We start from the raw sequence: 22232 nt of genomic DNA on the forward strand, positions 1-22232 counted from the left end.
CGCCGGATCACCGGCCGCGAGCCTGCCGACGGGTACCGGCGAGACGATCGGCGAACGGCTGGCCGCCCAGTGGCGCCGGGCCGGCGCGACCGAGGTACGGATGGCCGCCGATCTGGACGAGCTGGCCGACCTGGCCGGGTCGGCCAACGGTCCGGTGGTGGTCAGCGGGGTCGACCTGGTCGCGCACACGGCCGTACTGCGGCACCTGGTGACCAGCCCGGTCGGACCGACAGTGGCGCTGGTGCTCACCGACCCGCCCACCGACGGGCTGACGGTGCTGCGCGAGGAGCGCGGCCAGGTGGTCGAGGCGGGCCGCCCCGAACAGTTGGCGGACGGTGCGGCCACCGGCATCTTCGGCGGTGCGGTGCGGGTCGGCCGGGAGGACGTACCGGCGCTGGTGGCGGCGGCCCGCGCGGTCGCCGCCGGTCGACTACCGGCCGGAGCCGTCGCGGTCGACCTCTTCGAGCCGGCTGGACAGGTCGCCCGCCCGGACGGGGCGGCAGGTCCCGTCGTGGACCAGCTCTTCGCCGCACTCACCGGGCAGGGCGCGCTGGTCTTCGCGCACCGGGTACGCCTGCTCGTCGCGCACCGGGTCGACGACGCCACCGGCCTGGCCCGAGCCGAGGCGGCGGTGGCCGCTGTCGACGAGGACCGGGCCGAGCTGCGGCTGTCGGTGAAGGAGAAGGACGACTTCTTCACCACCTACTTCGTCAGTACCTGGTCGCCGTACGTCACAAAGGTCTGCGCCCGGCTGGGACTGAGCCCGACGGCGGTGACCATGGTCTCGGTGGCCTTCGCGGTGGCCGCGGCGGCGATGTTCGCCGCCGGTGGCCGGCCGCTGCTCGTCGTCGGCGCGGTGCTGCTCTACCTCGGGTTCGTGCTGGACTGCGTGGACGGGCAGTTGGCCCGGTACACCCGCAACTTCAGTGCCTGGGGCGGCTGGCTGGACACCATGGCCGACCGGGCGAAGGAGTACCTGGTCTACGCCGGCCTCGGGTGGGGCGCGACGGCGGCCGGGTTCCGGTACGGCTGGGCGCTGGCCATCGCCGCGATGACGATGCAGACCGTGCGGCACATGACCGACGCGTGGTACGGCGTGCTGCACGACGAGGCGGCCCGCCGGCCGAAGACCGTCGGCGCCGGTGGCGGCGGGATCGGCGACCGGCTCAATGCGGCGTCGACCCGGGTGCAGGCGGACACCGGTTCGGTGTCCTACTGGCTGAAGCGCACTGTGGTCTTTCCGATCGGGGAACGGTGGGCGTTGATCTCGCTGGCCGTGGCGCTCTTCGACCAGCGGGTCGCCCTGCTGGCGGTGCTGACCTGGGGCCTGTTGGCGTTCGCGTACACCGGTGGGCTGCGTACGCTGCGGGCACGCTGGATGTGGGTGCCGGTGCTGGACACGCTCGACGCGACCCTGCATCGCGACGACGGTCCGCTCGCCGCCCGGCTGCCGGTGCTGCGGCGACCGGGGCCGCTGCTGCTCGCGACGGCTGCGGCGTTCGGCTCGGCGGTGCTGCTGCTGGTGACGCTGGTGGAGGTTCCGGGTAGCGGGAGCGCCGCGTCCGGGTGGCTGCACTGGGCGGCGGTGCCGGTGGTGTTGCTGGTCCTGCTGGTCGCTGCGGCCGGGTCGGGGGCGGCACACAACGGGCCGTTGGACTGGCTGGTGCCGGCCGCGCTGCGGGCCGGTGAGTACCTGTTCGCCATCGCTGTCGGGGTGATCGGCGGCGCGCCGCCCTGGCTGATCTTCGGGTACGTCTTCGTGCTCACCCTGCACCACTACGACCTGGTCGCCCGGCTGGAGAAGCGGCAGCCCGCACCACCGCTGCACACGGCCACGCTCGGCTGGGAGGGGCGCTCGGCGGTGTTGGCCCTGACGGCGATCGCCGGAATCGTGAGTATTGGTCTAGCTACACTCGGTATCTACCTGTTGGTGTTGTTCGTGGCGAGCGTGGTGCTGGCCTGGGTGGTCCGGCCGGTACGCGCCGCGCAGGTGCCGGCGGCTGCGGGAGGTCGCGCGACGCGCTGAGGAGGGGCCGGGACGATGACGCTCATCAGCTTCGTCGTCCCGGCCTTCCGGGTGCAGGGCTACCTGCGGGAGTGCCTGGACTCGATCCTCGCCCAACCGGTCGCCGACATCGAGGTGATCGGAGTCGACGACTGCTCGCCCGACGGCAGCGGAGACATCCTCGCCGAGTACGCCGACCGCGACGACCGGGTGACGGCCGTACGCCTGGACCGCAACGTCGGGCTCGGCCCGGCTCGCAACGTGGGGCTGGACCGGGCCGTCGGCGAGTACGTCTGGTTCGTCGACGGCGACGACTGGCTGACAGCGGACTGCCTGGTCGAGGTGGCCGCCCGACTACGCGAGACCCGGCCGGACGTGCTGATCGTCGACCACGTACGCGCGCACTGGGACGACACGGTGAGCCGCAGCGCGATGGCCGAGGTCTTCCCCGTCCCGCCCGGGCCGGTCACGTTCCGGCTGGCTGAGCGGCCCGAGACGGTGAAACTGCTGCACACGGCGTGGAACCGGCTGGTCCGTCGACAGTTCCTGGCCGACGTGGGGCTGCGCTTCGCACCCGGCTGGTACGAGGACGTCTCCTTCAGCTATCCGACGTTGCTGGCCGCCGACCGTATCGGAGTGCTGGACCTGGTCTGTGTGAACTACCGGCAGCGGCGGGCGGGGGCGATCACGAGGACCCGCGGCGAACGCCACTTCGACGTGTTCGAGCAGTGGCACCGGGTGTTCCGGGAACTGGACCGGCTCGGGGCCGAGGAACTTCGGCCGGAGATCTTCGAGCGGATGATGTGGCACTACCTGGTGGTGCTCGGTAACGGCGACCGGATCGGGCCCGAGCTGCGGCCGACCTTCTTCGCCCGGGTCGCCATCGAGCACGCCCGGTTCCGGCCGCCCGAGGGGCATCGGGTGCCGGGCGGGGTGGCGGGGCTCAAGCACCGGCTGGTGGCGGCCGGTCGGTGGCGTACGTTCAGCGCGTTGCGGACCGCGAGCCGGGCGGGGGAGACCGTCCGGCGGGTTGCCCACGGGACCCGCCGCCGGGTGCTGCCGCCGGCCCGGCTCGGCGTGCGGCGGGCCCGTGACGTGGTGCTGCGCCAGTACCAGCGGGCCGAGCGGCGCCGCCCGGTGGAGGAGAACCTGGCCGTCTACGCGGCGTACTGGTATCGCGGCTACACCTGCAATCCGGCCGCCATCTACGAGGCGGCCCGCCGGCTGGCACCGCAGGTCCGTGGCGTGTGGATCGTCCGCCGGGATCGGGTGCACACCCTGCCCGAGGGCGTCGAGTACGTGGTCGCGGGCACCGCCGCGTACCACCGGGCGCTGGCGCGGGCCCGATGGCTGATCAACAACGTCAACTTCCCGGACTCGGTGCGCAAGCGGCCCGGCACCGTGCACGTGCAGACCCACCACGGCACCCCGGTCAAGGTGATGGGGCTGGACCAGCAGCGCTATCCGCTGGGTGCGGGCGGGATGGACTTCGCCGGGCTGCTGCGCCGGGTGGACCGGTGGGACTTCAGCGTCACCTCGAACAGCTTCTCCACCCAGATGTGGGAACGCGCCTATCCGGCCGGGTACACCACCCTGGAGGTGGGATACCCGCGCAACGACCGGCTGGTGACCTCGACCGCCGAGGACGTGCTGCGGCTGCGCGCGGAGTTCGACGCCGGCCTCGGTGAGCAGGTCGTGCTGTACGCGCCGACCCATCGGGAGCATCTGCCCCGGTACCGTCCGCCGTTCGACCCGGAGCGTTTCCTCGACGCGCTCGGCCCCGCCGGCCTGCTGCTGATGCGCAGCCACTACTTCCATGACCGGGACCGGAGGCTGCCACCTCCGGCCGCCCGTGGTCGGGTCCTGGACGTGAGTGCCCATCCCCGCGTCGAGGATCTGTATCTCGCCGCGGACGTACTGGTCACCGACTATTCATCGGCGATGTTCGACTACGCCGTGCTGGACCGACCGATCGTCATCTACGCCCCCGACTGGGACGCCTACCGGCTGACCCGGGGTGTCTACCTGGACATCACCGCCGAGCCGCCGGGCCCGGTGGCCCGGAACTTCACCGAACTGCTCGACGTGTTCCGCTCAGGTGCGCTGCGGTCACCCGACGCCGAGCGGGTCCGGGCGCGCTTCCGGGAGCGGTTCTGCGCCCTGGAGGACGGACGCGCCGCCGAGCGGGTGGTACGCCGGGTGTTCCTCGGCGAGACCCTCGACTGAGTTGGAAGTTCCGCCCAATCGCCGCTAATCGATGGAACGTAATAGGTCTGTCACGATTCAAACATGGCACGTTTACCCGATGTGCCATCCGCATGATCCTGGCCACAGTCATTCGGGGTGTCGTGGACCGAGGTGGGGGAGGAGACGGTGACCACCGTCGCGCTCAAGGATGTCACAAAGGTCTTCCGGGACGGCACGGTCGCGGTCGACAGCGTCAACCTCGACGTGAACGACGGTGAGTTCATGGTGCTGCTCGGGCCGTCCGGCTGCGGCAAGTCGACGGTGCTGCGGATGGTCGCGGGTCTGGAGGACCCGACCTCCGGCGCGGTGATGCTCAACGGGGAGCTGGCGAACGACCTGCCGCCCCGGGAGCGGAAGATCGCGATGGTCTTCCAGGACTTCGCGCTCTACCCGCACATGAGCGTCAACGACAACATCGCCTTCCCGCTCAAGCTGGCCGGTGTCGAGCCGACGCCGCGCGGTGAGCGGGTCACCGATGTGGCAAGCGCGCTCGGCATCGGTGACGTGCTGGCCCGACGTCCCAGCCAGCTCTCCGGCGGGCAACGGCAGCGGGTCGCGATGGGTCGGGCGATCGTCCGCCGGCCGGGGCTCTTCCTGATGGACGAACCGCTGTCCAACCTGGACAGCGGCCTGCGCGCGGAGCTGCGGGCGGAGATCTCCGGCCTGACCCGTGAGCTGGGGGTCACCACCATCTACGTGACGCACGACCAGGCCGAGGCGCTGACCATGGCGGACCGGGTCGCCATCATGCGCAAGGGCGTCCTGCAGGACGTGGGCACGCCGACCCAGGTGTACGGCCGGCCGGCGACGCTCTACGTGGCCGCGTTCCTGGGCAGCCCCCGGATGAACCTGCTGGAGGCGTCGGTCTACGTCCACCTCGACCGCTACGTCACGCTCACCCTCGGGGAACAGGCGCTCTACCTGCCCTGGGACGACATCCGCAGCCGGTCCGTGGCGCACTACCACGGCGAGCGGATCGTGGTCGGGATGCGGGCCGAGGCGCTCACCCCGGTCGCGCCGGACACCCCCGGTGACGTGCTCCAGGGTCGGATCCGTTACCTGGAACACCACGGTCACGAGTCGCTGGCCTTCCTCGACATCGGCGCGACCGCCATCATGGTGGACGACATCGGCGGGCCGGTCGACTCGGAAACCCCGCCCGGTCAGCGCGGCCTGCGCCGGTTCGGCCAGGTGATGCAGCGGATCAAGGGCAGGGCCACAAACGAGTCGGCGACGCCCGGGGGCAACGGCAACCGGACAAGCGTGCTGCACGACCCGGGCCGCCATCACCGCCGCCCGGCCGAACTCGCGGTCCGGCTCGCGCCGTACCCGGCCGTCACCGCCGGTCACCCGCTCGCGGTCCAGGTTCGCATGGACGCCCTGCACTTCTTCGACGATCGCGGCGACCGCATCGACGTCGGCTGGCGCTGACCTGCCCCCGCTCGATCATCGAGGCGGGGGCGAAAGAGGGCGGCGGTAGGGGGACCAGGCGACGAAGCGGGTGAAGAGGTCGCGTGGGGCGGGACCGTCGTCGGGGTTGAGCCGGTAGAGGTCGCGGGTGGCCTCGTAGAACAGGCCGGAGAGGTAGATCGACAGGCCGATCTCGTTGCGGCCGTACTCGACCTTGAGCAGCAGGCGGGCCATCGAGCAGGGCCACGGATGCCCGCAGGCCCGGCAGCACCACAGTGGGCGCAGCGGGGTGTGCGGTGTCTCGTGCGCCGGGTATGCCCGAGGGCGGTCCGGGCTTGGTCCGCCGCCTGGCTGCGGTAGCTGATGGCCGATCACCGGCCGGCTCGGCACAGGGCTGCTCATGTCCATTCGCTCCGATCCACTGTCTCCACTCGCCGCCATGGGGTCCGGGGTCCGTCTCGGCGGGGGAGGCCGGACGGACCCCGGGTACGAAAACCCCGCGATCTGCCGCAACCCGGGGTATCCGTTACGTGACAGTCTGGTGAGGGCGGCACTAGCTTCGGAAGGCGATCGCGCCCTACCAGCCCGGCCGTACGACACGGTCGGCACCGATGTGCAGAGGTGTGCAGATGGATCGGATGCCCATGCTGGAACTGTTCGCCGGTGAGCTGCGCCGGCTCCGGACGAGGGCCGGGCTCTCCCAGGAGGCGCTCGGCGAGCAGATCAACTATTCGGCGTCGCTTGTGGCCTCGGTCGAGCAGTGTCGCCGTGCACCCCGGGAGGAGTTCACCCAGCGCTGCGACGAGGCGTTGGGCGGCGAGGGGCTGCTGCTGCGGATCCGGGAGGCGATCCTCAAGGAGAGCCTGATGCCGTGGTTCCGGGAGTGGGTGACGATCGAGCAGGAGGCCACCGCGCTGTGCAGCTTCCAGCCGCTGGTGGTCCCCGGCCTGCTCCAGACCGAGGAGTACGCCCGCGCGCTCTACGAGGGCGCGAGTCACCTCGTCGGCGACCAGGTGGAGCAGCCGCTGGCCGCCCGACTCGACCGGCAGAAGGTGCTCGACCGGCCGAACCCGCCGCTGCTGGTGGCGGTGCTCGACTACACGGTGCTGGAGCGCCCGGTCGGCGGCCCGAAGGTGATGCGGGAGCAGTTGCGGCACCTGGTGACCGTGGGCAACCGGACCCGAGTGCACCTGCACGTGGTGCCCAGGGGCGTCGGTGCCTATCCCGGGCTCAACGGCGCCTTCGTGATCGCCACGCCCTCCGAGGGCGACGACCTCGCCTACCTGGACAACCAGTTGAAGGGCACCATCGCAGAGCGCACTGTGGACGTAAACTCCCTGCGGCAGCACTGGGAGTCCGTCCGGGCCGAGGCGCTGCCGCACGGGGCCACCCTCAAGATGATCTCGGAGGCGGCGGAATCATGGACCTGACCGGCGCGATCTGGCGCAAGAGCAGCCGCAGCAGTGGCAACCAGGGCGACTGCGTCGAGGTCGCCGACAACCTGCCCGGCGTGGTGGGCGTGCGCGACAGCAAGGACCGGCAGGGCCCGGCGCTCACCTTCACCCTCGACACCTGGCGCGCCTTCCTCGCGTACGCCACCCGGCGCTGACCCGATCCGTGGCGGTGCAGGTGGCCGACACGCCGATTCCGGAACACCTGCACTGCCACGGATCGCGTCTTGCCTGACAAAGTTACCAGCGGGTAGCGTCTGGGTATGACCATCGACTCGCGGCAGGTGGCGGCCGGCATGCTTGAGGCGGTGCCGTTCGCCCGTACGCTCGGCTTCGAATTTGTCGAGGTGGCCCCGGAGGCGGAAGGTTCGGTCCGGGCGGTGGTCCGGCTGCCCGACTCGCCGGCCACCCACAATCACGTCGGTGGTCCGCACGCCGGGGCCATGTTCACCCTCGGGGAGACGGCCTCCGGTGCGGTGGTGCTCGCCGCGTTCGGCCATCTGCTCGACCGGGCCACGCCGCTGGCCGTGCGGGCGGAGATCGCTTACCGCAAGCTCGCCATGGGCCCGGTGCGGGCCACGGCGCGGCTCGGTCGGCCGCCGGCAGAGGTGGTCGCGGAGCTGGAGGCCGGCGAGCGACCCGAATTTCCGGTACGCGTGGAAATCGCCACCGAGGCGGGCAAGCCCACCGCGGAGATGACTGTCATCTGGACCCTGCGCCCGAACTGACCGCAGCCCATCGCGGCCGGCTCGGACCGGACACCCGGCCTCATCGGCCCGCCTCGACATGCGGCATCTTGGCCTCTTCCGCCGTGGTGAAGCGCCCGGGATGCGGCAGGTGGGGCCTTGCTGACCCGAGGATCGCCCGACATGCGGCATCCTGCGCCCGTCCTGGGCGGGGATCGCGGGTGATGCGACATCCTGCGCCCGTCCAGCGCGGGGGGATCGCGGGTGATGCGGCACGGCTGCGCCTGTCCCGCGCCGGGCGATGATCGACTTCAGGGCGTCGTCGGGACCGTTGAGGATCGTCGATGTTGCCGGGGTGGGCCCAAGCGTGCTGGAATGGCTCATATCGCCGCAGCGCGGGGGCAAACGCGCTGAGCACGGCCAGCAACGGGAGCAACGCAGTGCCGGCAGCGCAGCACCTCGGGCAGTTGCCTGCGCGCCGCCTAGCTGGGCCACCTGCACCACAACGGTCACACCTACCCGGGCACGGTGTTCCGCCGTTCGTATCACCGGCATCTGTCTTCGCGCCGACCGAGAAGGTCGACCGCCGACCTGCCGGGAGGCGTCCCAGCGGTCCGCAACGCACAGAACCGGCGACGAGGTGAGAAGCGATCATGATTTCCCGGGAGAGTTTCGCAGGGTGGCTCCGGCACCGCTACGTGTGGGCGGCGGCGATCCTGCTGGTGGTGTCGGCGGGCGCTGTCGTACTTGTCAACTCGGTCGGCTCGAAGTCGGAGCCGCCGGATCTGCACGGGCAGATCGTCAACCGGATGCGTACCACGCTGGAGCAGGCCGACCCGGAGCAGCACAATCACGCCGGGCACGAGGTCCAGCAGGTGGCCAACGGCGAGGAGGTCAAGCCGGCGGTGATCTGCGGAGTCCACGTCTACGGCTACGAGCCGGCCGACGTCACCGTGCTCGCTGACGTGAAGACGGTCTACGGCTTCCACCTCTGCGGGGTCGCCGAGCAGGGGCGCACCTGGGACTGGGCGGTCAAACTGGCCGGCCCCGTGATCATGGACATGTCCACCGAACCGGTGGGCATCCAGGTGGTCGAGGCCACCGAGGACACCAGGTTCATCGACCGGCTGCATCAGATGTTCCCGGCCAAGTACGCGGAGTTGGCGGAGAAGGAGGCGCTCGGCGCATCCGAGATGGCCGATCTGCGGCGCAGGTACGACTCCGCAGCCGGACTCTGACCACGCTGGGCGAGGTGGGTGCGGCCGACTGACCGCACCCCGTACGCCGCCGCGCCGGTATCCGGGGAAGTGCGTTTGCCGGTACGCGTCGGCGGATAGATTGATACGATGCTCGGCCTGCCTGATCACGTGACCGCTGTTCTGTTCGACCTCGACGGTGTGCTCACGCAGACCGCCCGGGTGCACAATGCCGCCTGGACCGAGACGTTCGACGACTACCTGCGCCGGCGGTCGGCCACCACTGGTGAGCCCTACCGGCCGTTCGACCCGGGCCCGGACTATCACCGCTACGTCGACGGCCGCCCCCGCCTCGACGGGGTACGCAACTTCCTCGCCTCGCGGGACATCACGCTGCCCGAGGGGTCGCCGGAGGATCCGCCGGGCGCCCAGACCGTGCACGGCCTCGGCAACCAGAAGAACACCCTGGTGTTGGAGCGGATCCGCACCATCGGGGTGGACGTCTACCCCGGCTCGGTCGCGTACCTCAAGGCGGTGGCTGCGGCGGGGCTGCGCCGGGCGGTCGTCACGGCCAGCGCCAACGGCCGCGAGGTGGTCGCCGCCGCCGGCCTGGAGCCGCTGCTGGAGGCCAGGGTGGACGGGCTCACCGCCCGGGCCGAGGGACTGCGCGGCAAGCCGCACCCGGACACCTTCCTCGCCGGGGCGAAACTGCTGGACGTGGCACCGGAGAAGGCGGCCGTGATCGAGGACGCGTTGGCCGGTGTCGAAGCCGGCCGGGCCGGTGGTTTCGGGTACGTGGTCGGCGTGGACCGGGCCGGCCAGGCCGACGAGCTGCGCGCGCACGGCGCCGACGTGGTGGTCGACGACCTCGCCGACCTGCTCGACGCCGGGCGGCCCGAGTGATCCGGGAGCGGGCGTACCCGGTCGAACCGTGGCACGTCCGGGAGACCCGGCTGGACATGGACGTGCTCGCCCAGTCCGAGTCGGTGTTCGCACTGTCCAACGGGCACGTCGGGTTGCGCGGCAACCTCGACGAGGGTGAGCCGCACGGGTTGCCCGGCACCTACCTCAACTCGTTCTACGAGCTGCGCCCCCTGCCGTACGCGGAGGCCGGGTTCGGCTTTCCCGAATCCGGCCAGACCATCGTCAATGTGACAAACGGCAAGCTCATCCGGCTGATGGTCGACGACGAGCCGCTCGACGTGCGCTACGGCGAGGTGCTCGCCCACGAGCGGATCCTCGACATGCGCGCCGGCACGCTGCACCGGTCACTGCACTGGCGCTCGCCGGCCGGTCGCGAGGTCCGGGTGAACAGCACCAGGCTGGTCTCCTTCCGGCAGCGCTCGGTGGCCGCCATCCGCTACGAGGTGGAGGTGGCCGACGGCAAACCGCTGCGGCTGATCATCCAGTCGGAGCTGGTGGCCAACGAGACGTTGCCGCCGCAGAGCCGCGATCCGCGCGTCGCCGCGGTGTTGGAGTCGCCGTTGCAGGCGGAGGAGGAGCTGACCACCCCCGCCGGTGGGCTGCTGATCCATCAGACAAAGGTCTCCGGCCTGCGGGTCGCCGCCGCCATGGACCACGAGGTGACGTCGCCGGCCCGGACGTCCGTCGGCTCCGAGGGGTACGAGGACTGGGTGCGTACCACAGTGGCCTGCGTGCTGGCGCCGGGCCAGAAGCTCCAGGTGGTCAAGTACCTGACCTACGGCTGGTCCAGCCGGCGGTCGCTGCCGGCGCTGCGTGACCAGGTCGGTGCCGCGTTGGCCGCGGCGAAGCTGGACGGCTGGGAAGGCCTGGTCCGCGAGCAGCGGGAGTACCTGGACGAGTTCTGGGACGCCGCCGACGTCGTGGTGGACGGGGACCCGGAGGTGCAACAGGCGGTCCGGTTCGGCCTGTTCCACGTGCTCCAGGCGGGCGCACGGGCGGAACGGCGGCCCATCTCGGCCAAGGGGCTCACCGGGCCCGGGTACGACGGGCACGCCTTCTGGGACACCGAGATGTTCGTCCTGCCGGTGCTCACCTACACCCACCCGGCCGCCGTACGGGACGCGCTCTACTGGCGCTTCTCCACCCTGGAACAGGCCCGGGAGCGGGCGCGGACGCTCAACCTGGCCGGTGCCGCCTTCCCGTGGCGCACCATCGAGGGGCCGGAGTCGTCGGGGTACTGGCCTGCGGGCACCGCCGCGTTCCACATCGCGGCCGGCATCGCCGACGCGCTGCGCCGCTACGTACTGGTCACCGCCGACCGGCAACTTGAGCGGGAGATCGGCCTGGAGCTGCTGGTGGAGACCGCACGGCTGTGGCGCTCGCTCGGGCACCACGACCGCGCCGGCAACTTCCACATCGACGGGGTCACCGGTCCCGACGAGTACACCGCCGTCAAGAACGACAACATCTACACGAACCTGATGGCTCAACGGAATCTGCATACCGCCGCCGAGGTGGCGATGCGGTACCGCGACGAGGCGTTCCACCTCCGGGTCACCGACGAGGAGGCCGCCGCGTGGCGGGACGCCGCCGCGGCCATGCACATCCCGTACGACGAGGAACTCCGGGTGCATCAGCAGGTGGAGGGCTTCACCCGGTTGCAGGAGTGGGACTTCGAGCAGACCCCACCGGACAAGTACCCGTTGCTGCTGCACTATCCGTACTTCGATCTGTACCGCAAGCAGGTGATCAAGCAGGCCGACCTGGAGCTGGCCATGCACTGGCGTGGCGACGCCTTCACCGCCGAGGAGAAGCTGCGCAACTTCCTCTACTACGAGCGGCGTACGGTCCGCGACTCCTCGCTGTCGGCCTGCACCCAGGCGGTGCTGGCGGCGGAGGTCGGTTACTCCGATCTGGCGCACAGCTACCTGCGCGAGGCCGCGCTGATGGACCTGCACGACCTGAACGAGAACACCCGCGACGGGGTGCACATGGCCTCGCTCGCGGGTGCCTGGATCGCGCTGGTCGCCGGGTTCGGCGGCCTACGGGACCATGACGGGATGCTGTCGTTCGCGCCGCGCCTGTCGAGCCGGCTCAACGCCCTGTCGTTCTCGCTTCAGTGGTGCGGCATGCGACTACGGGTCGACGTGCGTGGCCACGACACGACGTACGCCCTGCACCACGCCGCGCCGGACGCCGTCATCGAGCTGCGTCACCACGGCGAACCGGTGCGCGTCACCTGCGACGAGCCGGTGACGGTGCCGAACCCGCCACCGCGTACGGACCTGCCGGTGCCGGAGCAGGCACCCGGCCGGGCGCCGCTGCTCCGGCTGCCGGAGAATCCGGCCTGACCTGGCTGAGCCGTCGTCAGATCGGCTCGCCCTGCGAAGGGTGGCCGGTGGCGTCGTGCGGCGTCCTCGCCCGGGGATCGTCGGCCGAACGTGCCTGAGCCGCGTCGTCCGCCCAGTCCCGTCCACGCTTGTCGTCCTGTTCCCGCCGCTCGCGTTCGGCGGCGGACTGCACGGGCTCACGCTGGTGATGCGCCATGACGGTCCTCGCGATCTGTCGGGGGCGCCGGTGACGCCGGTCCGTCTGCGGTCGCCCGTCGGCTACCCGGCACCCCCCGGCGCAAACCCTCAGGGCCACCGGGGCGTGTTGTCGGCCGGGCCGGGTATCCGGGCGGGTGAGACAGCCACTGGGGGGCGAGATGGACGTACGCGCCGAAGCGGCGACGATCCCGGCGGGTGAGGTGCTGCTCCCGGCCGACCTGCTGGTGCCGGCGGAGCCGGTCGGGGCGGTGCTGTTCGCCCACGGTAGTGGCAGTTCCCGGCACAGCCCGCGCAACGTGGCGGTGGCTCACCAGCTCAACAGTGGTGGGCTCGGCACGGTCCTGGTGGACCTGCTCACCCCCGCCGAGGACGAGGTGGACGCGGTCACCGCCGAGCTGCGTTTCGACATCGGGCTGCTCGCCGACCGGCTCGCCGGAATCGTGGACTGGTTGGCCGCCGAACGGCCGTTCGGGGCGACCCCGGTCGGCCTTTTCGGCGCGAGCACGGGGGCAGCCGCCGCGCTCGTCGCCGCGGCGCAACGGCCAGATCTGGTACGAGCGGTGGTGTCCCGTGGTGGTCGTCCCGACCTGGCCGGTTCCGCGCTCGGCCAGGTGCGCGCCGCCACGCTGCTCCTGGTCGGCGGTCTCGACGAGCAGGTGATCACCCTCAACGAGCAGGCGCTCGGCCAGCTGACGTCCCGGGCCGAACTACGGGTGATCCCCGGCGCGACGCACCTCTTCGAGGAGCCGGGCACCCTGGACCAGGTCGCCGAGGCGGCCGCCGACTGGTTCCACGACCACCTGCACCCCCACCCCACCCCCGCGTAGGACACGCACCCGTCGCCCCGGTACCCGCCCGGTCTGCGGGCGCGACATGCGGGAATTCGGGCTGTCGGGCCGGCGTGTGGGCGCGGGTTGCGGTATGTGGGGCGTCATGAGAGCCCGGCTCGGCTCGCCGCAACCCGTGGCGCGGTGGGCGAGCGGCTGGCGGCACCGTCAGGCGGGCTCGGGGTCCGGTTCGGGTGGCGGCTGCGACGGACGGGAGGGTGGTGGGGTCGGGGTCGATGGTTCGGGTGGATCGGACGAGTCGGCGGTAGCTGCGGCGGCCTGCCGTTGACGCTGCACGCTGTCGATCACCCGCCAGGCGACAGCGGTGATCGGGACCGCCACGAAGGCTCCCGCGATGCCGGCGACGAGGGTGCCGGCGGTCACCGCGAGCAGGATCACCACCGGATGCAGCCGGACCTGGCGCTTCATCACCAGCGGCTCCAGCAGGTTGCCCTCGATCTGCTGGACGGCGATCACGGCGGCCAGGGTGAGCAGGGCGGTGGTGGGACCGTTGGCGGCCAGTGCGACAAGGACCGCGACCGCGCCGGCCACGGTGGCGCCGACGATCGGCACGAACCCGCCGATGAACGTGATCATCGCCAGCGGGAACGCCAGTGGCACCCCGAGCAGCACCAGCGCCAGACCGATGCCGATGGCGTCGATGGCCGCGATCAGCATGGTGCCCCGACTGTACGAACCGAGGGTGCGCCAGCCGACCCGACCAGCCTCGGCGGCGATCTCCCGGTTCCGTCCGGCCGCCCGGCGCAACGTCCAGTGCCACATCTCCCGGCCGTCCTTGAGCAGGAAGAACAGCAGCACCAGGGCGAGCAGGGCGGAGCCGACCACCTCAGCCACCGTGCGGGCGCTGGCGACCGGGTCCACCTCCTGCTGGCTGACCGCCTGACGCAACTGGGCGAGCAACCCGTCGAGCTGTTCGTCGGTCACCGGCAGGGTGGAGGTGACGAAGTCGCGGGTGCGCTCCAGCCCCTGGCCCAACTCGTCGCCCAACTCGCTGAACTGGTCGGCGGTCAGACTCCACACCAGCACCCCGACGCCGCCCAGGATGCCGAGCAGGAGCAGGACGGTGAGCAGGGCGGCGAGCGCGCCGGGCAGTCGTAGCCGGCGCATCGCCAGTTGCACCGGATCGAGCAGCGCGGCGAGGAACAGGGTCGCGGCCACGGCGATGGCCAGCGGGGTGACCAGCAGCGTGATCCTTGCCAGCAGGTAGAGCCCGGCGGCGATCACCACCAGGCAGGCGCTCCACACCACTGCGGAACGGATCAGCCAGGGCAGAGCCGCCCATGTCTGGCGCGGCCCGGCACCCCGCACCATCGTCTCGTCGGGCGGATTCCCGCCGTCTCCTGCGACCACGTCGGCCCTCCTCGATGTCCGGCGAGGTCGGTACCCGGCCGGCGTCCTTCCGACACCGATCCCACGCTAGGTTCCCGGTCGCCGAGGCGGAGGGCGTTCGGCTCGCGCGGCCCGGTTCAGTAGGCGGCGACCGGAGCCCGGCCGACGACGACGGCCGGGATCTCCCGGGTCTGCTCGGTGGTACCCGGCGTGGTCAGCGGCAGCACGAACTCGCGCTCCTCGGCCACCGGCAACAGCGCGGAGACCGCCTCCTCGCGCAGGCTGCGGGCAGCCGCGGCGGCGAGTTCCGCGGCCCGCCAGGTGGCCTGCTCCCGTTCCCGGGCCGCTCGCTGCCGGGCCAGGAGGTGGTCGCGTACCGCTCGGCGCAGCATCAGCTCCTGCTCGACCGGGTGCAACCGGGGATCCCAGCCACGGTGCGCGAAGACGTCGCTGAGCTGCTCCACCGACAACTCCCTACGCCAGTACGCGTCGAGGGCGGCCCGGTGCAACCAGCGTTCCCGGTCGGCGTACTCGGCGGGGGTGCGGTCGGTCTGCGGCAACGGCATGCCGGCGGCACCGGAGAGCCGCCGCACGTCCGCCTCCGCCGCCTCGTACGCCTGCCACGCCTGCTCGGCCTCGTCCTGTGCGGCAAGCCACTCCTCGCGGCGGTGCCGGGCCGTGGCGTCGGCCCGGTCTGCGGCGACGGTGACCTCCTCGGCCCAGCGTTCCTGGTCACGTCGTTGCTCGGAGTGTTCGGACCGGCTCGGCAGCGCGGCCTCGCGGATGCGGGTGCCGGCGTCGAAGCGGAAAAGCCGGGGTCGCAGCAGCAGGCCGGTGACGGCGAGGGTCACCACGCCGAGCAGGCCCAGCCAGATGGCGGCGGCGCGGGGCGCGTCGAGCAGGACGGAGGAGAGGGCGGTACGCATCATCAACACCTCGCGGTCGGGATGAGTCGTCGACTGTGGTGGACGCAGGTGACGGCTGGCTGGATGGCGGGCGGCACGGTTCGCGCCGCCAGGTCGGCTGGATCGGGATCGCCTGACGGTCCCGGGATCACCTGCCGAGGCACCGACGCGGTGCGGTCGGTCGGCCGTCGGGCCGCCGCTGGCGTACTGGCCGGCGGGGGCTGCGGCTGGCTCGATCGGCCGGTCGGGCTGCCGTCGGTCAGCCGGTGGGTGGGCCGCGCCGGGTCGGTTCGCCGGCGCGGACGGCGGAAACCGGGGCGACGTGATGATCGACCCGGGCGATGCCGGCCGACGCGGCCTCGGCACGTTCGGGCCGGATCGGTGCGGTGCTCGTCGGCTCCCGCCAATCCCGGCCGGCGTCGTCCGCCTGGCCGGGCTCGACGGCGGGCCGGACCGTCACCACCGTGGCGGACGGCGGGCTGACGGCGACAACTGCGGACGGCGGCGGGACGGCGGCGGACCGGGCCGGCGGATCGGCCGCGACAGCCCCGCCGAGGCCGACGGCGAGCACGAGGGACGCCAGCGCCAACCGGGTCAGCTCGCGCAGAGCGCACAGCGTCGCCGGCCACATTGGACGGGCGAACGCTAGCGACGGCACGGACCCAACCTATCCCGAGCTCGGCGTGATCGCAGCGCCGCGATCGTACGGGGTGGGTGAAGCGCGCCACGTCGTCCGATCAGGACGGCTGCCCGGCTCACCGGTCGGCGGTGTCGGTCACCTGCTCCTTGGTGAAGAGGGCCAGCAGGTCACCGACCTGGTGGTCGGCCTCCGCCGGGTGGCGGAACCGCCCGGCCGGGTTGAGGGTGTACTCGTTGCGCCGGCCCACCCGGGTGCGGTGCAGGTACCCACCGGCCTCAAGATCGGCGACGATCGCCTGGGCGGCGCGTTCGGTGACGCCGACCTCGGTCGCGACGTCGCGCAGCCGGGCGGTGGGGTTACGGGCGATGGCGAGCAGAACATGCGCGTGGTTTGTCAGGAAAGTCCAGTTCCGTGCGTTTTCCCGTCCGTCAGTGCTCGCCATGTCCGCCATCGTATGACCTGCCGTTCGGGTGCCCCGGGTCGCGCTGTCGCCGGCGTTCGGTTCGGCCGGGCGCAAGCGTCCACTGATGCATGAAATACATATCACGTATAGCTTGACGTGCGTTATGTCGCGTGTGACGGTGATGGCAGCCCGTGACCAGCGCCGGCCGGGATGACCAGGCATTCCTCAAGAGAAGAGGTGCAGCCGGATGAGTCGACCCGGAACGCTCGGTCCCCAGCCCGGACCGGAACGCGAGTACCTGACCGCGGACCTTCCCGGCGCCCCTCAGCGGGCCCTTGCCGAACTGCTCGCCGGCAACCGACGGTTCGTCACGGACACGCTGCGGCATCCCAACCAGAACGCCGGGCGGCGGGCCGCCGTCGCGGCGGAACAGCATCCCTTCGCGGTGATCGTCGGCTGCTCCGACTCCCGGCTCGCCGCCGAGATCATTTTCGATCGCGGGCTCGGTGACCTCTTCGTGGTCCGCACCGCCGGGCACACCGTCGGGCCGGAGGTGCTGGGTAGCGTGGAGTACGCCGTGGCCGTGCTGCGTACGCCGCTGGTGGTGGTGCTCGGGCACGACTCGTGCGGTGCCGTCCAGGCGGCCCGCGACGCACTGGCCACCGCGACCACGCCACCGGGACACCTGGGCGCCGTGGTCGACGCCGTGGTGCCGAGCCTGCGGCGGGCGCAGGACGCCGGGGTACACGAGCTGGACGGGATCGTGGACATCCACATCGCGCGGACCGTCGAGACGATGCTGGCCTCCTCCGCGACCCTCGCGGCGGAAGTGGGTGCCGGGCGTTGCGCGGTGGTCGGAATGTCGTACCGGCTGGCCGCCGGTGAGGTACGGGCGGTGGCCGCGGAACCCGCCGAACTGGCCGGCGCGATGGTGACCGCGCCCTGATCCGCGACCGCGTGGCGGCCGTCGCCTGAACACCGCCACCGCACCTCCGACCGACCGCCCCGCCTGACGACGAGGGCCGTCCCGCCAGCTGGCGGGACGGCCCTCGGTGCGTCGTGTCGGGCGATCAGAGCAGTGACACGTGGACGTGGTCCGTGTGGTTGGACGGGCCGCTGTAGGAACTCCAGCGTTCCGTCGCCGCGAACCAGATCTGCCGGTTCCAGATCACGTAGTAGACGCCCAGCCGGTCGGCGTTGCGGACCAGGAAGGCCGCCAGGTTGTTGCCGTAGATCCGGGTGTCGTTGTTGTGCCACGGGCTGAAGCCGCTGTTCTGCAACGACCAGTCACAGGCCCGGCCCTTGGGGTGCTCGAACTTGTCGCCCGGGCGGAAGCAGCCGACGAACCGGTTGAACCCGGCCCGCTTGACCTCCTTGTACATGTGCAGCGTCCGCGGCGTGATGCAGCCCGACGTGGTGGGGTCGTTCTGGCTGCACGACTCCGGCTTCCAGCCGCCGTCCGAGGCCCGGTTCGGGCCGATCCGGGCCACTGGAGAGGTGGCGTCCACAAGTCCGCCGGTGAGGCCGACACCGCCGACCAGCCGGAGCGACTTCTCCGCCTCACTCTTCTTGCGCGCCATGTCGTTCGTCAGCTTCTTCTGCTCGCGCACCTCGGCGTCGAGCGCGAGCTTGGCCTGCTCGGCGCGGCGCTTGATCGCGTTGACCTCGCCCAGCTTCTTGCCGTTCACCAGGTTCAGCTCGTCCAGTGCCGAGGCCCGGTCGATGAACGAGTCCGGTGCACTGCTCTGCAACAACATCGCGATCGCGCCGACCCGACCCGTCCGGTACGACTGGGTGGCGATCTGGGCGACCTGCGGGGAGAGCGCGTCCAGGTCGGCCTGCGCGGCGCGGACCTCAACCGCCCGTTGGAGCTGCCGCTTCTTGGACTTCTCCAGCTTCGCCTTGGCCTTGGAGTAGTCCCGGTTCGTCGCCTCGATCAGATCGTTGAGCATCGGCGGGTCGTCATCGTGCTCCGCTGGCTTGGGGTCGTTCGGCGCGGCCATCGCCGGCATCGGACCGGCGAACACGGCGAACGCGGCGAACACGGCCACCACGGGTGTCAACCAGCGGCGTAGGGGTGCCGTCACTGTTTTCCCTTCCATCGACCGCCGACCGGGTTAGCTGACGGGTTCGGGACGGAAGTGGCCCCTACCGCTTTCGCGGATTCACCCCACGTACCTGGGTCCCCGGCTCGCCTGGCGGCGATTGGGCGGTGGCACCGCAGGCGCCGCTGCGCGCCTTCGGCGGTGACCGGCAGTGAGGTTACCCGACAGTCCATCTGTGCTTCTACGCCCCGAACCCGACGAGATGCGTCATTTCGTAATCGCGTTGAGTGACCAGCGACACGGTTTCGAGCCGCATCGGCAGGGGCGGTCACGTTGAGGAGTGTCACCATGTGGTGTCCGTGCTCCTGTCCGGGTCGGGCCACCCCGAGGGGGTGGCGGGGGATGTGTTTCGGGTGGGTGGGGTGCTGAGGGCGCGGAGCGCCTCGGCCCGGTCCGTCGCCGGCCGGGGAACCACGGGGGTGGGGTCACCGGTGGGGGCGCCGGCGTCGCCGCGCCCTGCGGTGGTGACCAGCGCGGCCAGCGCGGTGGTCAGTGGTACCGCGGCGATCAGACCGAGCGTGGCGACCACGCTTCGGACGATCTCCGTGGTGAGGAACTCGCTGGTCACGATCTGACCCAGCGCGCGGGAGTCCACGGTCAGCAGGAGCAGCAGCGGCAGCGAGGCGCCGGCGTACGCCAGCACGATGGTGTTGACCACCGAGGCGATGTGTGCCCGCCCGACCCGGGTGGCCGAGCGGTACAGCTCCCGGCGGGAGAAGTTCGGGTTGGCGTGGCGAAGCTCGGTGACGGCGGCGGCCTGGGTGACAGTGACGTCGTCGAGCACGCCGAGCGAGCCGATGATGATGCCGGCCAGCAGCAGTCCGTGCAGGTCGACGTCGGCGCGGAACATGGACAGGGTGGTGGCGTCCTCGCTGCCGAACCCGGTCAGATGGGTGGCCCCGGTCGCGGCCAACCCGAGCAGCCCGGTGAGCACCAGACTGGCGAGCGTGCCGAGCACGGCCACCGAGGTCTGTGCGGATATGCCGTGGGTCAGGTACAGCACCACGAACATGATCAACGAGGCGCCGACGATGGCGACCACGAGCGGCGGCTGGCCGGCGCTGATGCCGGGCAGCACGAAGGTCAGCAGGATGGCGAAGCTGGCGGCCAGGCCGCCCAGAGCGGCCAGGCCCCGCAACCGCCCGAAGGCGACGATGGCGGCGGCGAAGAGCACGGCCAGCCACACCAGCGGCTTGCCGCGCTGGTGCTCGGCGATGTTGTAGTTGCTGATCGAGGGATCCTCCGGGTCGATCAGCGAGACCAGGATGATGTCGTCGTCGACATCGACCCGGGGTGCCCCCGGCCCGGCCGGGATGGGTGTCTGCACCTCCTGCCCGGCGTCCGGCCCGGTCTGCACCCGGACGGTGACCGTGCCGCAGGGGCCGTCCGCGGCCGTCGGGGTGCCCTCGGGCACCACCGGGTTGGGCGGGCAGGGCTCGCTGACCACCCGGGTGACCGTGCCGTGGTAGCGGGGGGCGTCGTCGGCGGCCTCGGGGCGCGGGGCGTCCCGGGGCCAGAGCACGATGGCGGCGACCAGGGTGGCGAGGAACAGGGGGACCACCGTCACGACGAGGATCCGCCGCACCCCTGGTGGGGTGGGCGGAGCGGAACGGGTGTGGTCGGCGCCCATTCAGTGTCTCCCAACGATTTCAGGGCTGAGTACGTGTCGATGGGCGAGACGGTTCAGTGCCGCCTGACGACCGTGTAGAAGGGCAGCCTGAATGGCCTGAACGTGGCGGGGTGGCTGCGGAACGTGAGGTACGGGCCGGCTCGCGACGGCCGCGCGGGCGTGCGCCTGGCAACGACCTCGGGCCGCGAGGCACGGATTTCGGCTGGCCATCGTGTGCGAATGGTAACCAGCCGGACCTGCCGACGCCTGTCGCGAGGGTGCGTCGGCGGGTCGGGTCAGCCGCGCTTCATGAGGCGGCCGACGGCGGCCATCATCTCGGTCGCCATCTCGTCGGCGCGCCCCTCGGCGGCGCCTTCGTGCATGCAGTGCCGGGCGTGCCCGTCGAGCAGGCCGAGGGCGACCTTGTCCAGGGCGGCCTGGATGGCGGAGATCTGAGTCAGCACGTCGATGCAGTAGCGGTCCTCGTCGACCATCTTCTCGATGCCGCGCACCTGGCCCTCCACCCGGCGCAGGCGGGCGAGGAGCTGGTCCTTGCTGGCGGTGTAGCCACGGATCGGCGCGGGTGTGCTCATGCCGACAAGGATAACCTACCCCTGGGGGGTATGGTACGGTCGTCGTGCCGGATACCCCCTGTGGGTATTCGGGGTGGGTGTTCGGCCCGCCCCGAGGAGTGGGAGGAGAGTTCCATGGTCAGCACGACGTACCAGGTACAGGGCATGACCTGCGGGCACTGCGTCAGCGCGGTCAGCACCGAGATCGGTGCGATCGAGGGCGTCAAGGACGTCCAGGTGGACCTGGCCGCCGGCCGGGTCACCGTCACCAGCGACCAGCCACTGTCCGACGACGCGGTGCGTGCCGCCGTGGACGAGGCCGGATACGAGCTGGCCGGCGCCTGAGCCGGCCGGCGGACGGAAACCGAGGGGTGAACCATGAACACGGCGACGAAGCTGAGCGGTTTCGCACTCGGCCTTGCGGCGGTCTTCGGCGCGGCGTACGGGGTGGGACAGCTGACCGGCCCGGTGAACGTGGTCACCACCGGTCACGACAGCGAGGGCGCCGGCCATGGCGGTGACGTCCGCGACGGGAACGACGCCGGACACGACGAGGGGGCGGCCGGGCAGCTGCCCGGCGGCCTGCTCGTCTCCGACCGTGGCTACACCCTGTCACCGGTCGGCGCGCCGACCGGTGAGTTCGCGTTCCGGATCATTGGCCCCGACGGCCGGCCGGTGACCGGGTACGACGTCAGCCACGACGAACGGATGCACCTCATCGTCGCCCGCCGCGACCTCTCCGGCTTCCGGCACGTACATCCGGAGCTGTCGGAGGACGGCACCTGGCGGATCGCCTCGCCGCTGGGCTCTCCCGGGGTGTGGCGGGCCTTCGCCGACTTCACCCCGAGCGGCGGCGACCCCTTGACGCTCGGCGTCGACGTGACAGTCCCCGGCACGCTTGCCGAGCGACCGCTGCCCGCCCCGGCGAGCAGCGCCACCGTCGACGGTTACACAGTCACCCTCGCCGGTGACCCGCAGCCCGGGCGCACCGCGACGCTGACGCTCACCGTCAGCCGCGACGGCGCGCCGGTCACCGATCTGGAGCCGTACCTCGGCGCGTACGGTCACCTGGTGGCGCTACGCCGCGGTGACCTGGCCTACCTGCACGTGCACCCCGAGGGTGTCCCGGGAGACGGGCGCACCGCCCCCGGACCGCAGGTGAGCTTCGCCACCGAGTTCCCCTCGGCCGGCGCGTACCGGCTCTACCTCGACTTCCGCCACCGGGGCGTGGTGCGTACCGCCGAGTTCACGGTGCATGTCGGTGAGCCGGGCGGCACCGCCGGGCCGGCTGACGAGCACGCCACCGCCGAGCCCGAGGACGGGCACGGCACCCCCGGGCACGGGCACGACTGA

General features: G+C 71.5%; 22 protein-coding genes and 1 riboswitch. Of the genes, 13 read left to right on the forward strand and 9 right to left on the reverse strand.

Annotated elements, in window-relative coordinates; all coding sequences use genetic code 11:
* The first annotated feature begins 100 nt into the window (after positions 1 to 100).
* The 3 genes from AB0I71_RS01350 to AB0I71_RS01360 all read left to right on the forward strand — a co-directional run bounded on the left by AB0I71_RS01350 (position 101) and on the right by AB0I71_RS01360 (position 5683).
* Entirely contained in the window at positions 101 to 2026 is a 1926-nt protein-coding gene (locus AB0I71_RS01350) for a DUF5941 domain-containing protein (protein ID WP_357581603.1), read from the forward strand.
* Between the two features lie 15 nt (positions 2027 to 2041).
* Positions 2042 to 4231 carry a bifunctional glycosyltransferase family 2 protein/CDP-glycerol:glycerophosphate glycerophosphotransferase gene (locus AB0I71_RS01355; RefSeq protein WP_357581253.1) on the forward strand — a complete coding sequence of 730 codons (2190 nt, stop codon included), beginning with the start codon at positions 2042 to 2044 and terminating at the stop codon, positions 4229 to 4231.
* Positions 4232 to 4378: 147 nt separating this feature from the next.
* A complete protein-coding gene (locus AB0I71_RS01360; RefSeq protein WP_357581604.1) occupies positions 4379 to 5683 on the forward strand; it encodes an ABC transporter ATP-binding protein in 1305 nt (434 codons plus the stop codon).
* A 15-nt stretch (positions 5684 to 5698) separates the two neighbouring features.
* On the opposite strand, the gene AB0I71_RS01365 is transcribed toward AB0I71_RS01360, so the two are convergent.
* The gene (locus tag AB0I71_RS01365) at positions 5699 to 6037 is read right to left on the reverse strand and encodes a hypothetical protein (RefSeq protein ID WP_357581605.1); all 339 of its coding nucleotides are present in this window, start codon (positions 6035 to 6037) and stop codon (positions 5699 to 5701) included.
* 254 nt (positions 6038 to 6291) lie between these two features.
* Here AB0I71_RS01365 and AB0I71_RS01370 point away from each other — a divergent pair, with 254 nt between their 5' ends.
* From AB0I71_RS01370 to AB0I71_RS01395, 6 genes are all read left to right on the forward strand, one after another.
* Positions 6292 to 7092 (forward strand): helix-turn-helix transcriptional regulator, encoded by an 801-nt coding sequence (locus AB0I71_RS01370; RefSeq protein WP_357581254.1) that lies wholly within the window; start codon positions 6292 to 6294, stop codon positions 7090 to 7092.
* A complete protein-coding gene (locus AB0I71_RS01375) occupies positions 7083 to 7271 on the forward strand; it encodes a DUF397 domain-containing protein (RefSeq protein WP_357581255.1) in 189 nt (62 codons plus the stop codon). The genes AB0I71_RS01370 and AB0I71_RS01375 overlap by 10 nt, the downstream gene beginning before the upstream one ends.
* 105 nt (positions 7272 to 7376) lie before the next feature.
* The gene (locus AB0I71_RS01380; RefSeq protein ID WP_357581256.1) at positions 7377 to 7841 is read left to right on the forward strand and encodes a DUF4442 domain-containing protein; all 465 of its coding nucleotides are present in this window, start codon (positions 7377 to 7379) and stop codon (positions 7839 to 7841) included.
* Between the two features lie 611 nt (positions 7842 to 8452).
* Positions 8453 to 9037 (forward strand): hypothetical protein, encoded by a 585-nt coding sequence (locus AB0I71_RS01385; protein WP_357581257.1) that lies wholly within the window; start codon positions 8453 to 8455, stop codon positions 9035 to 9037.
* 108 nt (positions 9038 to 9145) lie between these two features.
* Positions 9146 to 9898, forward strand: a complete 753-nt coding sequence (locus AB0I71_RS01390; protein ID WP_357581258.1) for a beta-phosphoglucomutase family hydrolase — start codon at positions 9146 to 9148, stop codon at positions 9896 to 9898.
* Entirely contained in the window at positions 9895 to 12270 is a 2376-nt protein-coding gene (locus tag AB0I71_RS01395; RefSeq protein ID WP_357581259.1) for a glycosyl hydrolase family 65 protein, read from the forward strand. The genes AB0I71_RS01390 and AB0I71_RS01395 overlap by 4 nt, the downstream gene beginning before the upstream one ends.
* Before the next feature lie 16 nt (positions 12271 to 12286).
* On the opposite strand, the gene AB0I71_RS01400 is transcribed toward AB0I71_RS01395, so the two are convergent.
* Entirely contained in the window at positions 12287 to 12466 is a 180-nt protein-coding gene (locus tag AB0I71_RS01400; protein WP_099847805.1) for a hypothetical protein, read from the reverse strand.
* A gap of 160 nt (positions 12467 to 12626) precedes the next feature.
* On the opposite strand from AB0I71_RS01400, the gene AB0I71_RS01405 reads away from it, so the two are divergent.
* Positions 12627 to 13295 (forward strand): alpha/beta fold hydrolase, encoded by a 669-nt coding sequence (locus AB0I71_RS01405; RefSeq protein WP_357581606.1) that lies wholly within the window; start codon positions 12627 to 12629, stop codon positions 13293 to 13295.
* Positions 13296 to 13463: 168 nt separating this feature from the next.
* On the opposite strand, the gene AB0I71_RS01410 is transcribed toward AB0I71_RS01405, so the two are convergent.
* From AB0I71_RS01410 to AB0I71_RS01425, 4 genes are all read right to left on the reverse strand, one after another.
* A complete protein-coding gene (locus AB0I71_RS01410; RefSeq protein ID WP_357581607.1) occupies positions 13464 to 14627 on the reverse strand; it encodes an AI-2E family transporter in 1164 nt (387 codons plus the stop codon).
* 155 nt (positions 14628 to 14782) lie between these two features.
* Positions 14783 to 15571, reverse strand: a complete 789-nt coding sequence (locus AB0I71_RS01415; RefSeq protein ID WP_357581260.1) for a hypothetical protein — start codon at positions 15569 to 15571, stop codon at positions 14783 to 14785.
* 238 nt (positions 15572 to 15809) lie between these two features.
* The gene (locus AB0I71_RS01420; protein WP_357581261.1) at positions 15810 to 16208 is read right to left on the reverse strand and encodes a hypothetical protein; all 399 of its coding nucleotides are present in this window, start codon (positions 16206 to 16208) and stop codon (positions 15810 to 15812) included.
* 97 nt (positions 16209 to 16305) lie between these two features.
* A complete protein-coding gene (locus AB0I71_RS01425; protein WP_357581262.1) occupies positions 16306 to 16641 on the reverse strand; it encodes a MarR family winged helix-turn-helix transcriptional regulator in 336 nt (111 codons plus the stop codon).
* Between the two features lie 199 nt (positions 16642 to 16840).
* On the opposite strand from AB0I71_RS01425, the gene AB0I71_RS01430 reads away from it, so the two are divergent.
* A complete protein-coding gene (locus tag AB0I71_RS01430) occupies positions 16841 to 17539 on the forward strand; it encodes a carbonic anhydrase (protein ID WP_357581263.1) in 699 nt (232 codons plus the stop codon).
* A gap of 124 nt (positions 17540 to 17663) precedes the next feature.
* Here the strand turns inward: AB0I71_RS01430 and AB0I71_RS01435 are convergent, their stop codons facing one another.
* The 3 genes from AB0I71_RS01435 to AB0I71_RS01445 all read right to left on the reverse strand — a co-directional run bounded on the left by AB0I71_RS01435 (position 17664) and on the right by AB0I71_RS01445 (position 20900).
* Positions 17664 to 18680, reverse strand: coding sequence for a hypothetical protein (locus AB0I71_RS01435; RefSeq protein WP_357581264.1), 1017 nt, complete (start codon positions 18678 to 18680; stop codon positions 17664 to 17666).
* 3 nt (positions 18681 to 18683) lie between these two features.
* Positions 18684 to 18815: riboswitch (cyclic di-AMP (ydaO/yuaA leader) on the reverse strand.
* A gap of 166 nt (positions 18816 to 18981) precedes the next feature.
* The gene (locus tag AB0I71_RS01440; RefSeq protein ID WP_357581265.1) at positions 18982 to 20328 is read right to left on the reverse strand and encodes a YibE/F family protein; all 1347 of its coding nucleotides are present in this window, start codon (positions 20326 to 20328) and stop codon (positions 18982 to 18984) included.
* A gap of 275 nt (positions 20329 to 20603) precedes the next feature.
* The gene (locus AB0I71_RS01445) at positions 20604 to 20900 is read right to left on the reverse strand and encodes a metal-sensitive transcriptional regulator (protein ID WP_093408543.1); all 297 of its coding nucleotides are present in this window, start codon (positions 20898 to 20900) and stop codon (positions 20604 to 20606) included.
* 114 nt (positions 20901 to 21014) lie between these two features.
* Here AB0I71_RS01445 and AB0I71_RS01450 point away from each other — a divergent pair, with 114 nt between their 5' ends.
* Positions 21015 to 21224, forward strand: coding sequence for a copper ion binding protein (locus AB0I71_RS01450; RefSeq protein WP_357581266.1), 210 nt, complete (start codon positions 21015 to 21017; stop codon positions 21222 to 21224).
* Positions 21225 to 21257: 33 nt separating this feature from the next.
* Entirely contained in the window at positions 21258 to 22232 is a 975-nt protein-coding gene (locus AB0I71_RS01455; protein ID WP_357581267.1) for a hypothetical protein, read from the forward strand.

The sequence above is a fragment of the Micromonospora sp. NPDC049891 genome (assembly GCF_040660295.1).
In the GTDB taxonomy this organism is placed as follows: Bacteria; Actinomycetota; Actinomycetes; order Mycobacteriales; family Micromonosporaceae; genus Micromonospora.